Annotated in this window: 10 protein-coding genes; 5 read left to right on the top strand and 5 right to left on the bottom strand. The window is 49.3% G+C overall.

Translation table 11 applies throughout. From position 1 onward, the window contains the following. Positions 1 to 3: 3 nt before the first annotated feature. On the top strand, positions 4 to 1119 hold the full coding sequence (locus T325_RS10045) for an acyltransferase family protein (RefSeq protein WP_036913151.1): 1116 nt from the start codon (positions 4 to 6) through the stop codon (positions 1117 to 1119). On the opposite strand, the gene T325_RS10050 is transcribed toward T325_RS10045, so the two are convergent. Together T325_RS10050 and T325_RS10055 are read right to left on the bottom strand one after the other, a co-directional pair. After that, complete coding sequence (locus T325_RS10050) at positions 1107 to 3281, bottom strand: tetratricopeptide repeat protein (RefSeq protein ID WP_036913155.1); 2175 nt, start codon at positions 3279 to 3281, stop codon at positions 1107 to 1109. The two genes, T325_RS10045 and T325_RS10050, sit on opposite strands and share 13 nt — an antisense overlap. Positions 3282 to 3293: 12 nt before the next feature. Then, positions 3294 to 4211: an ABC transporter substrate-binding protein gene (locus tag T325_RS10055; RefSeq protein WP_036913157.1), complete on the bottom strand. Its 918-nt coding sequence runs from the start codon at positions 4209 to 4211 to the stop codon at positions 3294 to 3296. Between the two features lie 117 nt (positions 4212 to 4328). Here T325_RS10055 and radA point away from each other — a divergent pair, with 117 nt between their 5' ends. The 3 genes from radA to T325_RS10070 all read left to right on the top strand — a co-directional run bounded on the left by radA (position 4329) and on the right by T325_RS10070 (position 7712). After that, positions 4329 to 5714, top strand: coding sequence for a DNA repair protein RadA (gene radA / locus T325_RS10060; protein ID WP_036913160.1), 1386 nt, complete (start codon positions 4329 to 4331; stop codon positions 5712 to 5714). A gap of 151 nt (positions 5715 to 5865) precedes the next feature. Next, on the top strand, positions 5866 to 7140 hold the full coding sequence (gene pgk, locus T325_RS10065; protein WP_036913164.1) for a phosphoglycerate kinase: 1275 nt from the start codon (positions 5866 to 5868) through the stop codon (positions 7138 to 7140). Between the two features lie 170 nt (positions 7141 to 7310). Then, positions 7311 to 7712, top strand: coding sequence for a hypothetical protein (locus T325_RS10070; RefSeq protein WP_143058300.1), 402 nt, complete (start codon positions 7311 to 7313; stop codon positions 7710 to 7712). An 18-nt stretch (positions 7713 to 7730) separates the two neighbouring features. Here T325_RS10070 and T325_RS10075 read toward each other — a convergent pair whose 3' ends face one another. The 3 genes from T325_RS10075 to mutA are packed head-to-tail and all read right to left on the bottom strand — an operon-like array spanning position 7731 to position 12849. Then, complete coding sequence (locus tag T325_RS10075; RefSeq protein ID WP_036913167.1) at positions 7731 to 8774, bottom strand: NAD(P)/FAD-dependent oxidoreductase; 1044 nt, start codon at positions 8772 to 8774, stop codon at positions 7731 to 7733. Then, positions 8775 to 10940, bottom strand: a complete 2166-nt coding sequence (gene scpA, locus T325_RS10080; protein ID WP_036913170.1) for a methylmalonyl-CoA mutase — start codon at positions 10938 to 10940, stop codon at positions 8775 to 8777. It abuts the gene before it with no gap. A gap of 19 nt (positions 10941 to 10959) precedes the next feature. After that, positions 10960 to 12849: a methylmalonyl-CoA mutase small subunit gene (gene mutA / locus T325_RS10085; protein WP_036913173.1), complete on the bottom strand. Its 1890-nt coding sequence runs from the start codon at positions 12847 to 12849 to the stop codon at positions 10960 to 10962. Between the two features lie 211 nt (positions 12850 to 13060). Here mutA and T325_RS10090 point away from each other — a divergent pair, with 211 nt between their 5' ends. Beyond that, complete coding sequence (locus T325_RS10090; protein ID WP_036913176.1) at positions 13061 to 14752, top strand: putative transporter; 1692 nt, start codon at positions 13061 to 13063, stop codon at positions 14750 to 14752. The last annotated feature ends 1 nt before the right edge of the window (position 14753 follow it).

The raw sequence follows: 14753 nt of genomic DNA on the forward strand, positions 1-14753 counted from the left end.
CACATGAAACGCGACACCGTCATATCCATCGCTAAAGGTATTGCTATCATCTTGATGGTGATAGCCCACGCAGAAGCTCCAGGCTGGTTGTGTAAGTTCATCTTTGAATTCCACATGCCGCTGTTTTTCATTACGGCTGGCTATTTCTTTTCACTGAAATACCTCAACGACGAAGCGACCTTCGTCAAGAAAAGGGTGAAAGGGCTTTACTGGCCCTTCGTCAAATGGTCTGTGTTTTTCCTCGTCATCCACAACTGGATGTTCGACCTTGGCGTACTCAACGAGCGTTTTGGCAACGATGCCGGAGGCGTTACTCATCCCTACACGTGGCATCAGATACAACAGAACCTCTGGACCATCCTTACCGCTATGGGGGGCTACGACCAGTTTCTCTGCGGAGCCTTCTGGTTCTTCCGCGGACTTTTCGTGGCCAGCATTCTGTACCTTATTATATATAAACTCACGATCCGTATCCTTCCCACCAAGATTCACCATGCCGCGCCTTATGTCATCTGTCTCCTCATGTTATTGATATGCGCCTGGAAAACATACGAAGGACTGAAGATCATTACCCTTGTGCAAGGTGGCTATCGCGACCTGATGGGATGCTTTTTCTTTGGCTGCGGTTTTATCTTCAAACAGTATGTTGAGCAATACCGTTCGTTTATATCCAAATATGGCCTCGCTTTATGGATGACTATAGTCTTCGGACTTATCGTATTTCTCTTTTCCAAGTATCTGACGGCCAACATGAACTGGCGCTCTACTTATAAGCAGTTCCTCTCTTTGCCCGTCCCTGCCCTCCTAGGGTTCCTCATGACATACAACATAAGTCTATGGCTCGACAGGCACGATGGGTGGCTTAAGCGTTTCCTCGTCTACACTGGCGACAATACGCTAAACATCTTCATTTTCCACATTGTGGCCTACAAGGTGGTCAGTCTCATAAAGATATGGTATTACGGTCTCGACATCCGACAGGTAGGATGCCACATGGTGATTCACGAATACTCTCAGCAAGACTGCTTCTGGGTACTCTACACCATCGCAGGCGTAGGCCTGCCATTGACGTTTACCTGGCTGAGTCAGAAAATCAGAAAGAGGTATCAGAGTATATAGAGCATCATCAAGGTCTCAGCCTCTGAGATGCCTTTTTCACTCAATAGTTTTGCCTCATTATCTATGATATAACCCTTTTCCTCACCCGTTTCTTTCAGGTAACGGCGGAAGCAGTTGGCTGCCTCGTCGATCTTTCCGCTAAACCACAGGCAGTAGCCAAAGTTCAACAGATCTTCGTTTTCTACCTTCTCTTTCGCAAGTAACTGTGAGTAGAGCCTCTCGGCCTGCTCATATTTTCCATTACACGTCAGCACCCATGCCAGCGAACGAGCCACATTCACATCGTCAGGCTCCTCGTAGTTCAGCTTAAACAGCATTTTCTCTGCCTCTTCATACTGATGCAATTCTATCTGGCAGACTGCCTTATAGAGTAAGTACGACTTTTTCTCTGGCTGTATCTTCAATAGTTTCTCATACACCTCCAGCGATTTTTCATACTCCTCATTTGAGTAGAGCGCTCTGGCATAACCCGCCAACGCCCGCTCGTTCTCAGACTCCAGCTCCACAGCTTTCATGAAATAATCCAGATTATATGGATTCAGATAACCTTGCATCATGTAGTACTGGAAATCGCGCTTATCAACATCCACATACTTCATCACGCGTTTGGCATCTTTGCGTCGCTTCTTCTTAAGCAAGAAAGCTGTTATCTCGTTATAATAGCGCTGTAACGGTGTATCCGAGAACATGTCGTTAGCAAACAACAGATAATCACGTTCCTCCGGATTGAACACATTCTTAAACGCTTCATGCTGTGCGTTCAGTCTGAAGAATCTGTAGAGGTCTTGCAAATATATTCTTCTGAGATAGGTAGGCTTATCAAAGTCCTTATTCACGAACTGGTCGAGGGGGAAGAGTTTATTATCACGACGATCCAATAGCTTTCTTACGCTTTTGGGAATTGAGGCCATTACTTGCTCAAATGCCAGCATAAACGAATACTTGTCGCTATTGCAGAATGGTCCTGTACCCAGCATAGACTTCAAGAGCATATTGTGCTTGTACTTATCGTATATCTCGCTCATTTCCGGATGCTCAAAGTAGAATGGTACAAACCAGTTCACGAGTTCGTTGAAGAACGGATAGCGTTTCATCTGCGCAAAACCCGAGAAGTAGATGTCTGAGCCCTGCTTCTGCATATTTATCATCCGCATAAAACTGCTTTCCATCTTCTCCAGTTTCTCTTCCGCCTCGTTGGGGTGCAGAATATCATCCAGCTGACTCTCCAAATCCTCCTCATCTATCAGCTTGATGGTAATGGGCGAATCAGAGTTCTTACTTGTCGTCGGCGACAAGTTTGGTATAATCTCGCGCTGAATCGTCATATTGTCCTGCTCTGCGGTGACGCAATAGATTAGCTGACGCTGTAACTCTGCCAGTTCTTCACAACAGTGTTCATCCTCCAACAACTGCTTTACAAGCTCCTCTTCTTCAGGATATATGCTATGTGCAATGTCTGCATTCAGCGAGAGCGCCCAGCCAACCAGTGCCCTCTGTTGCACCCGATCGTCTGTAGCTCGCTGATACACATGTACCAGCGTTCTGAACTTCGCGATATCAAAGAAGGTCATTGTCGAGAGCATCACGCTACTCAGAATCTGCTGCTGGTCTACCGTGTCGATGGTTGGCGAGAGCAATATATCTTCTATACCTGCAGCAAACGTGTCGCTCCACAGGTCTGAAGTCAGAATATAATAAAACAGATCCGCCATCTGCTGCTGATGCTTAGCATATAGTTCTTTCTGTTTCGACTCTGCTGTATGAGATGGTTCCAGTTCTAACATTGCCACATCCGACACAAACGATTCAAGTTCCTCCTTTATGGCCAGAGGAGACCAGTCTCTCAGTGATGCATGAACCTTGAAGAGCATCGACGACAGATAAGGTGTATGCCTGATATTATAGTTACTGGCTATGTTAGCATAAAGCATATACATGCGCCTCAACAGGTTGTTGTAAAGGCTGTCCAGCTGCGGGTCCTTAAACCCGTGTTGCCAGTAGTCGGTCATCAGCTGCAGGTCTGTTCTGATGGCATGCAGCCGGTCCGAGTTTATCTGATGCGGATGAACAGCCAAGAAAGCTTCCAACGCAATAATGGCTTCACCGAGATTGCGGTGAAGCAGATGATCATATACAACAGTTAAAGCATCATTCTTAATCATAGCTCCGTTATCCTATTTTCTTGCGAGCCATTGCCGAGCCTTCTCCACATCTTTCTGGCGTGGAGCCACAGCATGCTCAAATTTCAGTGAATCTGGCAGTTGTTTCAACGCCTGTTCCGACAATTTATAATTCTTCTTGATGACATCACTATAATGGCGGACCCCATAATGATTGATTGAGTCACATGCCTCGTTATAGCCTTTCAGGAATGCGTCCATCTGACGCATGCGGTTCTTATCGTTCAATTCTTTCTCACGAAAAGCCAACACCCCCATCTGCATATCCATCTGACGGGTGTCGAGCAGCACCTTATGCTTGCCAAGCAGAGCCTGAGTGACTTGCGGCTCTGTCATCAGCAGAGCGTCCATCTCGTTGTTTTCAAGCATCTTCAGGCGGATGTTCACGTCGTTCACCTGTATGCGGAACACTTGTTCTGGTTTTAGTTTGGCACTGTCGACAGCGATATCGCCTAGCATATCCGTCACTGAGTATCGCGTCATAGCCAGCATGCGGTCGTTCAAGTGCTTCAGGTTCGACATTCTCAACTGGCGATTACTGATCAGCAGCCAGTAGGCATTCGTGGCAGCCACATATCTCAGGGGTATGCCCTGCTTGATGATACGCTCTGTTCTCACCAAGTCACTGACAATCCCTTCCACCCTTCCACGTATCAGGGCTGTATCACAGTCCATCTGGGCATTGAAATGCTTCAGGCGGATATCCACCGCAGTGTCAAACATCTGGTGATCCTTGGCTATGAATATAGGCAGACAATCGAGCGTGGGCATCACGGCAATCTTCAGCGCAGCCGAGTCCTCGCGCCACAACTTCAGGCGCTGAGCCCTTGTGAGTCGCTTTGTTTCCTCATACGACTGTCCGCAGCCTATAACCAGCAGCGCAGTCACGATAAAAATCATCAGTTTCTTCATAAACACTGCAAAGGTAGCAATTTTTTGGCACAGACGTCATAGATTATCACAGATTTATGTTTTTTTTCCTTTTGAATCAGCGAAATCTGTGGCATTTTTATTACTTTTGCACCAATTATGGCAAAAGACAAGATAGCATACGTTTGTTCCAACTGCGGCCAGGAGTCGCCGAAGTGGATAGGCAAATGCCCTGCATGTGGGCAGTGGAATACGTTTAAGGAGATTCGTGTGGCTGCCGACACCAAGCAGCAGGCTGCCACTACGGCTGCCGCCTCAGCTGGCCATGCCCTGCGCAAGAACAAGGCCTTGAAACTGAGCGATATTTCCAACCACGACGACCCTCGCATCGATATGCACGACAACGAGCTCAACCGCGTACTGGGCGGTGGCCTCGTTCCTGGCAGCATCGTACTTCTGGGTGGCGAGCCAGGCATTGGCAAGTCCACTCTCTCGCTTCAGACCATGCTCCGCATGCCAGAGAAGCGCATCCTATACGTCAGCGGCGAGGAGAGCGCCCACCAGCTTAAGATGCGAGCCAACCGTATACCCCATGAGGAGAACGACCACTTCCTCATCCTCTGCGAGAATTCGCTTGAGCATATCTACGACCATATTAAAGAGGTGCAGCCCGAACTGGTCGTCATCGACTCCATTCAGACCATCATGACCGAGGATGTCGAGTCTTCAGCAGGCTCTATCGCTCAAGTACGAGAGTGCGCCTCTTCGCTACTACGTTTTGCCAAGACCAGCGGTGTACCCGTGATCCTCATTGGGCACATCACCAAAGAAGGCACTCTGGCAGGTCCCAAGATCCTTGAACACATTGTCGACACCGTCATCCAGTTCGAGGGCGACCAGCACTACATGTACCGCATTCTCCGCTCTATCAAGAACCGTTTCGGCTCTACCGCCGAACTGGGCATCTACGAGATGCAGCAGAGCGGTCTGCGCCAAGTGAGCAACCCTTCTGAACTGCTGCTTTCACAAGACCATGACGGTCTCTCCGGCATTGCTATCTCGTCGGCCATCGAGGGTGTACGTCCCTTCCTTGTCGAGACACAGGCCCTTGTCTCTACCGCAGCCTACGGCACCCCCCAGCGCTCTGCTACGGGCTTCGACCAGCGCCGTCTCAACATGCTGCTGGCCGTGCTCGAGAAACGTGTGGGTTTCAAGCTCATGCAGAAGGATGTGTTTATCAATATCGCCGGCGGTCTTCGTGTCACTGATCTCGCCATGGATCTCAGTATCATCGCTGCCGTACTGTCCTCGAATGTCGACACCCCCATCGAGTCGGGCTGGTGCATGTGTGGTGAGGTGGGACTCTCGGGCGAGGTACGCCCTGTGAACCGCATAGAGCAGCGCATCGCCGAGGCCGAGAAGCTGGGCTTCACCGATATGATTATCCCCAAGCACAACCTTCAGGGCTTCGATCAGAAGAAGTTCCATATCCGTCTCCACCCTGTGCGTAAAGTCGAAGAAGCCCTCCGTGAGCTTTTCGGATAAAGCTCTTTTGCAATGCGTACCTTACAATATACAGACCGTTACGTAAAAAAAGTATAAATTCTCAATTCCCGATTCTCATTTTTCATTTCATTTTTGTAACTTTGCAGGCGTTTCAAAAATGAAGTTTTATACATATTAAAATATTAAGATCATGACAATCAACGAATTCAACTTTGCCGGTAAGAAGGCAATCGTACGTGTAGACTTCAACGTACCCCTCGATGAGAATGGTAAAATCACTGACGACACCCGTATCCGCGGTGCCCTTCCCACTCTTAAGAAGATTCTGGCCGACGGTGGTGCTACCATCATCATGAGCCACATGGGTAAGCCCAAAGGTAAGGTAGATGCAAAGAAGTCACTCGGTCAGATCCGCGAGGCTGTTGAGAAGGCTCTGGGCGTTCCCGTTGCTTTCGCTCCCGACTGTGCTAAGGCTGCTGATGCTGCTAAGGCTCTGAAGATGGGTGAGGCTCTGCTGCTCGAGAACCTGCGTTTCTATCCCGAGGAAGAGGGTAAGCCTGTAGGTATCGACAAGGCTGATCCTGCATACGACGAGGCTAAGAAGGCTATGAAGGCCAGCCAGAAGGAGTTTGCGAAGACTCTTGCTTCTTACGCTGACTGCTACGTAATGGATGCCTTCGGTACAGCTCACCGCAAGCACGCTTCTACTGCTGTTATCGCTGATTACTTCGACGCTGACAACAAGATGCTGGGTCTGCTGATGGAGAAGGAGGTTCAGGCTGTTGACGCCGTTCTCTCTAACATCAAGCGTCCTTTCGTTGCCATCATGGGTGGTTCTAAGGTATCATCTAAGATCGGTATCATCGAGAACCTGCTCGGTAAGGTTGATAAGCTCATTCTCTGCGGTGGTATGACCTATACCTTCGCAAAGGCTCACAACGGTGAGATTGGTGATTCTATCGTTGAGCTCGACAAGCTGGACGTAGCTCTGGGTGTTGAGGAGCTGGCTAAGAAGAACGGCGTAGAGCTCGTTCTCGGTTCTGACTGCACCGCTACCAACGGTCTCGACTTCGGCACTATGAGTGTTAAGGAGGGTGCTCAGATCATCACTTGCCCAGCTAACCAGGTTCCTGCTGGTTTCGAGGGTGTTGACGCTGGTCCTGAGAGCCAGAAGGCATTCGCCGAGGCTATCAAGGGTGCAAAGACCATCCTGTGGAACGGTCCTGCCGGTGTATTCGAGTGCGACGCTTTCACCGCTGGTTCACGCGCAATTGGCAACGCTATCGCTGAGGCTACCAAGAATGGTGCATTCTCACTGATTGGTGGTGGTGACTCTGTTGCTTGCGTCAACAAGTTCGGTCTGGCTGATCAGGTTAGTTACATCTCTACTGGTGGTGGTGCTCTGCTCGAGGCCATCGAGGGTAAGGTTCTCCCTGGCGTAGCTGCTATCAAAGGAAACGATTAAGTGAGTACAGTAAGAGCCTGCTCTTATTGTCGAGCGTGAGTTTTTTAGAGGCAAAGCCTCAAGGGTGAGTAAAATCTGATTAAACTCCGATTTTAAATAACCAATCAATGACCGTTCTGCATCCCGCAGGCGGTCATTGTGCTTTAAAATTCAAACTAAATTCATCAAGCATGAAGAAACTTCTTGTATCCTTAACAATGGCAGCATGCTGTTTATTGCCGACCGTAGTATTGAATAGTTGCGCCAACGAAGACAATCCCGTACAAACCCAGGAGCTGATAAAATCGAAGCTTGTAGGCAAGTGGACCATCTATTACGTAGAAGAAGGTTACGACCAGGACATGGTCGGTACCGAATGGTGGTATGATGCTGATGGCAGTTTCACCAACGTACAGGGCGAGCACTATACAGGCACAGGCACATACGAGTGGGACGGCGACCTGTTGGTAATGATTATCAACAACATGCCTTGGTCGGCCCAAGTCAAGGAAATCACCGACACCGAAATGATCTGGTACGGCCCCCTCACCGGCAAGACCATCAAACTTAAAAGACAAATCCCAGTAAATTAATACTGGGATTTTCTTGTTTTATGCACGGAAGGTCTCGCGTTTCATCTTAGCATCGAAAAGCCATTTGATGACTTTAGGATAACGCATACCCCATCGGATGAGTCGCCAGCCGATAGGACTGAAGAAGAATTTAAAGACCTTAACCTGATGCTCCATCTTACGGAATTCCTCCGCATTAGCTTCACGGAATGGTATTCCCTCTACTATGGCACGCTTGGCATTGGCAGCAGTCTTGAAAGCATCGTAAAGACCCTCGCCCGTGAGTTTATTGGCAAATCCGCCTGCATCACCGATGAGAATAACATTATCTGCTGTAGGAGGAACGGTGTTCAATGGAATATATGCACCACGAATCTGTCCTAAGGGCACGCCGAACTTAGTGAGAGTCTCACAGAACTTCGCTTTATGACGAGGGAAATCCTCGTTCGACTCTAAAGAAGCAAAACCATACATGTCACGACCTAAGCTGGAGAACTTATAAAACACTCCTGGCTTATAGTTGCTCGAGAAATGAACAAACACGTCGTTATCGGTCTCACCCTCATTGTACTGTTCAAGGAACAATGCATGCAACTTAGGAGCACCATGTATCTGACGACGGATGAGACTGCCTGCACCATCAGCGGCTATCAGATAGCGGCATGAAATCTGCTCACCAGACTTCAGAGTAACAAGGACACGACCATCTGCCTGCTGCTCAAAACGCTCGAAAGAGCCCTTCATCAGTTCACCACCATGAGCCTGATAATACTGCAACAAGGCGTAATCAAAGTCCTTACGACGCGTCATGCGAATGGCATACTCCGCCTGGAACTCACATACGGGGTCGTTCTCGAACTGGCAACGCATGCGGGTGATAGGACGATAGTCGTACTTAATACCAGGCAACAGCATGTCGAGCAAACGCCATGCCTTTACCGTCAGTCCGCCACCACACACCTTGTCGCGTGGAAACGACGCACGATCTACTATTAAGCAATCAACACCAGCCTGCTTCAACAGACTTCCACAAACAGAACCAGCTGGGCCGGCTCCGATAATCAGTACATCTACATGTTTCATTTATTCTTTGTCCAATAATATCTTCATCATCTCAACGGCGGCCTTAGCCACAGAAGTTCCAGGACCGAAGATGGCAGCCACACCAGCCTTGTAGAGGAAGTCATAGTCCTGAGCAGGAATCACACCGCCTGCGATGACCATGATATCCTCACGACCCAGTTTTTTCAACTCTTCGATGAGCTGAGGGATGAGGGTCTTGTGACCGGCAGCGAGTGATGAAGCGCCCACCACGTGGACATCATTCTCGACAGCCTCACGGGCAGCCTCCTCTGGAGTCTGGAACAGCGGTCCCATATCCACATCGAAGCCACAGTCGGCATAACCGGTAGCTACCACTTTTGCACCACGGTCGTGACCATCCTGCCCCATCTTGGCGATGAAGATACGAGGACGACGACCTTCCTTCTCTGCGAACTCATCGGTCAGCTTGCAAGCCAACTCGAAGTCGCTATCGTTCTTTGATTCTGAGCTATACACGCCTGAAATTGTTCTGATTACTGCTTTATAACGACCTACGATCTCCTCGCAGGCATCACTGATCTCACCCAGAGTACAACGCAAGCCAGCAGCCTTTACTGCCAAGTCGAGCAGGTTGTTCTTCGACTTCTTACCTTCATTGAACTCACGAACACACTCCGTAATCTCCTTCAGGGCAGCCTGACAGGCAGCCTCGTCGCGATGAGCACGGAGCTCCTTCAGGTTCTCTACCTGCTGAGTACGTACGGCTGTATTGTCGACCTCGAGGATATCGATAGGATCCTCGTGCTCGAGGCGGTACTTATTGGTACCCACGATGGTCTGAACGCCACTGTCGATACGAGCCTGAGTACGGGCTGCTGCCTCCTCGATACGCATCTTGGGCAAGCCCGTCTCGATGGCCTTAGCCATACCGCCGAGTTTCTCAATCTCCTGAATATGCTCCCAAGCCTTGTGAACGAGCTCGTTGGTCAGGGTCTCTACATAATACGAACCAGCCCATGGGTCGATCTGCTTGCAGACCTTCGTTTCGTTCTGGATGTATATCTGGGTGTTACGGGCGATACGAGCCGAGAAGTCGGTAGGCAGGGCGATGGCCTCATCGAGGGCGTTGGTGTGCAGCGACTGGGTATGACCCAGTACAGCAGCCATAGCCTCGATACAGGTACGACCTACGTTATTGAATGGGTCCTGCTCGGTGAGCGACCAACCAGATGTCTGTGAGTGGGTACGGAGAGCGAGTGACTTCGGATTCTTGGCACCGAAGCTCTTCACGATCTTTGCCCACAGCAGACGACCGGCACGCATCTTGGCAATCTCCATGAAGTGGTTCATACCGATAGCCCAGAAGAATGAGAGTCGAGGAGCGAAAGCATCCACATCGATACCGGCATTCACACCAGTACGCAGGTAATCCATACCGTCGGCCAAGGTATAAGCCAACTCGATGTCAGCCGTAGCACCTGCCTCCTGCATATGATAACCTGAGATAGAGATGCTATTGAACTTAGGCATCTTCTGCGAGGTGTACTCGAAGATATCAGCGATAATCTTCATTGAGAATGCGGGCGGATAGATATAGGTGTTACGAACCATGAACTCCTTCAGGATATCGTTCTGAATCGTACCAGCCATCTCTTCCAGTTTTGCGCCTTGTTCCAGACCTGCGTTGATGTAGAAGGCCAATACAGGTAACACGCCACCATTCATGGTCATAGAGACCGACATCTTGTTGAGGGGGATACCATTGAAGAGAACCTTCATATTCTCAAGTGAGCAGATAGACACACCAGCCTTACCTACATCGCCCACCACACGGGCGTTGTCGGGGTCATAACCACGGTGCGTCGGCAGGTCGAAGGCTACAGAAAGACCCTTCTGACCAGCTGCCAGGTTACGACGATAGAATGCATTCGACTCCTCAGCCGTTGAGAATCCGGCATACTGACGGATGGTCCACGGGCGGAACGGATACATCATCGAATACGGACCACGCAGATAGGGAGGAATACCAGCAGTGAAGTCAAGGTGTTCCATACCTTCGAGGTCTTCTTTCGTATAAACGGGGCGCACCTCAATATGCTCTGGGGTCTTCCAGTTTTCTACGATTCCATTGTCTTTAATCCACTTGGCACCATCCTGAGCCTTGATGCCTGCATAGATATCTATATCTTTAAATTGTTTGCGCATAATTCAAGTCTCCTATTCTTTAGATACCAAGTTTCTGATTATATTCTTTCAAAGTCTCAAGTACGTTGCACTTGACGTGAACGAAGTTCTCGATGCCAGCGGCCTTCAAATCCTCCATGCAAGCGGGCGCACCAGCTACGACGAACATCGCACGACCATTCAAGTACTTGAAAGCAGGGATAGCATACTCGGCATACTCATCGTCACTCGAGCAGATAACCACAATATCGGCCTTAGCCTCGAGAGCGGCATCAACACCTTCCTCTACGGTCTTAAAGCCGAGGTTATCGATCACCTTATAACCAGCACATGCCAGGAAGTTACATGAGAACTGCGCACGAGCCTGACGCATGGCAAGGTTACCGATGGTGAGCATAAACGCAGTTGGCACCTTTGTCTCCTCGGTATGGATGCGCAGATTCTCGAAGTCGGCAGCCAGACGGGTAGTCTCGATAGCCTTGAACGCAACGTTCTCTTCGCCCTGATGGTGCACACCACCACAACTGCAATGGTGCTTGTAGGCGCGCTTGTTCTCGCTCTTCTCAGTAAAGTTCGGGAACTGGTTGGTACCCAGCAGGAACTCCTTACGCTTGGCAGCATCACCATGACGCTTCACGTTGGTAGCGTTGATATCGTCCTGAATGGTTCCAGCCTTGATGGCAGCCAGGAAACCGCCCTCCTCTTCTACCTTCAGGAATATCTTCCAAGCCTCGGTAGCCAGTGCATCGGTGAGGTGCTCGATATAATACGAGCCTGCAGATGGGTCGACGATACGGTCGAAATGGCTCTCCTCCTTAATCAGCAACTGCTGGTTGCGAGCGATACGCTCAGAGAAATCGGTTGCCTCCTCGTAAGGTGCATCAAACGGTGTTACCACCATCGAGTGAACACTACCCAGGGCAGCACTCATAGCCTCGGTCTGCGAACGCAGCAGATTCACATAGCTATCAAACAGCGTCTGGTTATAAGTAGAGGTGGTGGCGTTGATAATCATCTTGCAAGCACAGTCGCACTTAGGCTCGTACTGCTTGACGATCTGAGCCCACAGCAGGCGGGCAGCACGGAACTTGGCAATCTCCATAAAATAGTTCTCGCTAACGCCCATATTAAACTTGATGCTCTTAGCGGCCAGATCAACATCCACACCAGCGTCTACAAGCTGCTGCAGATACTCGTTACCCCAAGCCAATGCATAGCCTAACTCCTGGACGATATAAGCGCCAGCATTGTTAAGTGCATCGCTATGAACGATGATACTGCGGAAGTTGGGATACTCCTTGAGCGACTCAGCCAGTTTGGGACCGAATGCGAGAACAGGTGTTACATCCTTACCCGTCATCACAATCTTCTTCATGGGGTCCCACTCGATAGAGCCTACTATCTTTTCTTTATCATAGCCCTTCTTCTGCCAATAGGTCTTCAGGATCTCGGCGAGTTCGAGCGAATGACGCTGACAGGTAGAGAAGTTAACCTCTACACACTCGCAGTAAATGCCATCGAGCAGCGTCTCGATAGTATCCATCGAAACCAGTTTGCCAGGGATGTGGAAACCCAACGAGTCGATACCCTTATTCAGGATGTCGAGCGCCTTGGCATTGGCCGCCTTAGCAATCTCTTTAGATGTTGCGTTACCCGCGCCATCTAAAGAAATGTTCTGACGAACATACCATGTGTTAGAGTCCTTCTTGTTACCACGTACAAACGGAAACTCTCCTGGGAGAGCATCGGGTGTTTTCAAGTTCGCCAGGTCTTCACGGCGATAGAAGGGCTGTACATTAAAACCTTCATTAGTTCTCCATACCAAGCGCTTCTGGAAATCGGCACCTTTCAGGTCGACCTCAATCTTGTCGAGCCACTCTTGAGTGGTCGGAGCTGTAAACTCGGTAAAGAGCTTTTCTTTGTTTGCCATAGATACGTAAAATTATTATATAAGTTGTTTTAAGCTGCAATTTATTTAGGCGACAAAGATACAAACTTTTTAGACAAATCAATCAATTGAATTGTGAAAGAAATAAAAAAACGGTTTTTATTCAAAATTAAGCACACAAAATTGCATAAGTTGCGCATTTTTTAGTACCTTTGCACTCGAAATTTGAGAATAAAAAAAGTTAGTAGTATTTATGGAATCTTTTCAATGGTTGAAAGACCTGTTTACAACCACTGACACCGTGGCTCACATCACCTTGCTCTATGCTATCGTGATCGCCATTGGTGTATATATGGGAAAAATCAAGGTCTTTGGAATCTCTCTTGGTGTTACTTTCGTTTTATTTGCCGGTATTCTGGCAGGCCACATTGGATTCACAGCCCCCGCCCCGATTCTGACTTTCGTACAAGACTTCGGACTGATTCTGTTTGTCTTTATGATTGGTATGCAGGTCGGACCAGGTTTCTTCGAGAGCTTTGGTACTCAGGGCGTTAAGCTCAACGGACTGGCAGCGAGTGCTATTCTGCTGAACATCCTCGTCATGTTTGCCTGCTATTACATTTTCTTTGATACCAACGAAGTAACCAACCTGCCGATGATGGTAGGTACGCTCTATGGTGCCGTGACAAACACTCCTGGACTTGGTGCTGCCAATGAAGCACTGAACACAGTATTCCCCAATGGTGCTCCCCAGATTGCATCGGCTTATGCCTGTGCCTATCCGCTCGGCGTACTGGGTATTATCGGCGCAACTATATTAATAAGGTATATCTGCAATGTAAAGCTTGAAAAAGAAGAGGAAGAGCTGATTGCAATGGAGGAAACCAACACCAACAAGAAGCCTTACAAGATGCACTTGGAGGTAACCAACAAATACTTGGAGGGTAAGACTCTGCTGCAGGTACACGACTTCCTGAACCGCGACTTTGTGGTGTCACGCCTGGTGCACGAAGGTGAGCTGTTTATCCCTAACCGTGATACCATCTTCCACATGGGCGACCAGATGCTGATTGTTTGTGCAGAAGCCGATCAGGAGGCTATCACTGCCTTTATCGGTCCCAAGCTCGACATCGATTTCGAGCAGCAGGATCAGCCTATGGTTTCAAAGCGCATTGTGATTACCAACCCGAAGGTGAATGGCAAGACACTGGCATCGCTCCACTTCTCGAGCGTTCATGGTGTTAACGTAACCCGTGTAACCCGTCACGGCATGGACATCTTCGCCTCTCCGACCCTGCCCTTGCAGGTAGGCGACCGCATCATGGTCGTAGGTCCTGAGGATGCTGTCGACAATGTGGCTGGCAAGATGGGGAACAGCTTGCGCCGTTTGGATGCGCCAAACATCGCCACCATCTTCGTTGGAATCTTCTTGGGATTGATTTTCGGTTCACTGCCTATTGCTATCCCTGGCATGCCCGTTCCTGTGAAACTGGGTCTGGCAGGTGGTCCGCTGATCATCGCTATCCTGATTGGCCGATATGGCTATAAGATTCATCTGGTAACCTATACCACCACTTCGGCAAACATGATGTTGCGAGAAATAGGGCTGGTGCTCTTCCTGGCCTCTGTAGGTATCAAGGCTGGAGCCAACTTCTTCGAGACAGTAGTACAGGGCGATGGTTTGCTCTATGTACTGACAGGTTTCCTGATTACCATCATACCTATCTTGATAGTCGGTCCTATCGCACGCATGAGGTTCAAGTTCAACTACTTTACCATCGCTGGTATGGTGGCTGGTACCTATACCGATCCCCCCGCACTGGCTTACGCGAACAGCATCTGTTCAAAGGAGGCTCCTGCATTGGGATATTCGACGGTCTACCCGCTCGCAATGTTCCTGCGCATCTTCACGGCACAGATTGTCGTGCTGTTCTTCTGCGGATAGG

The sequence above is a fragment of the Prevotella sp. FD3004 genome, from assembly GCF_000746155.1.
In the GTDB taxonomy this organism is placed as follows: domain Bacteria; phylum Bacteroidota; class Bacteroidia; order Bacteroidales; family Bacteroidaceae; genus Prevotella.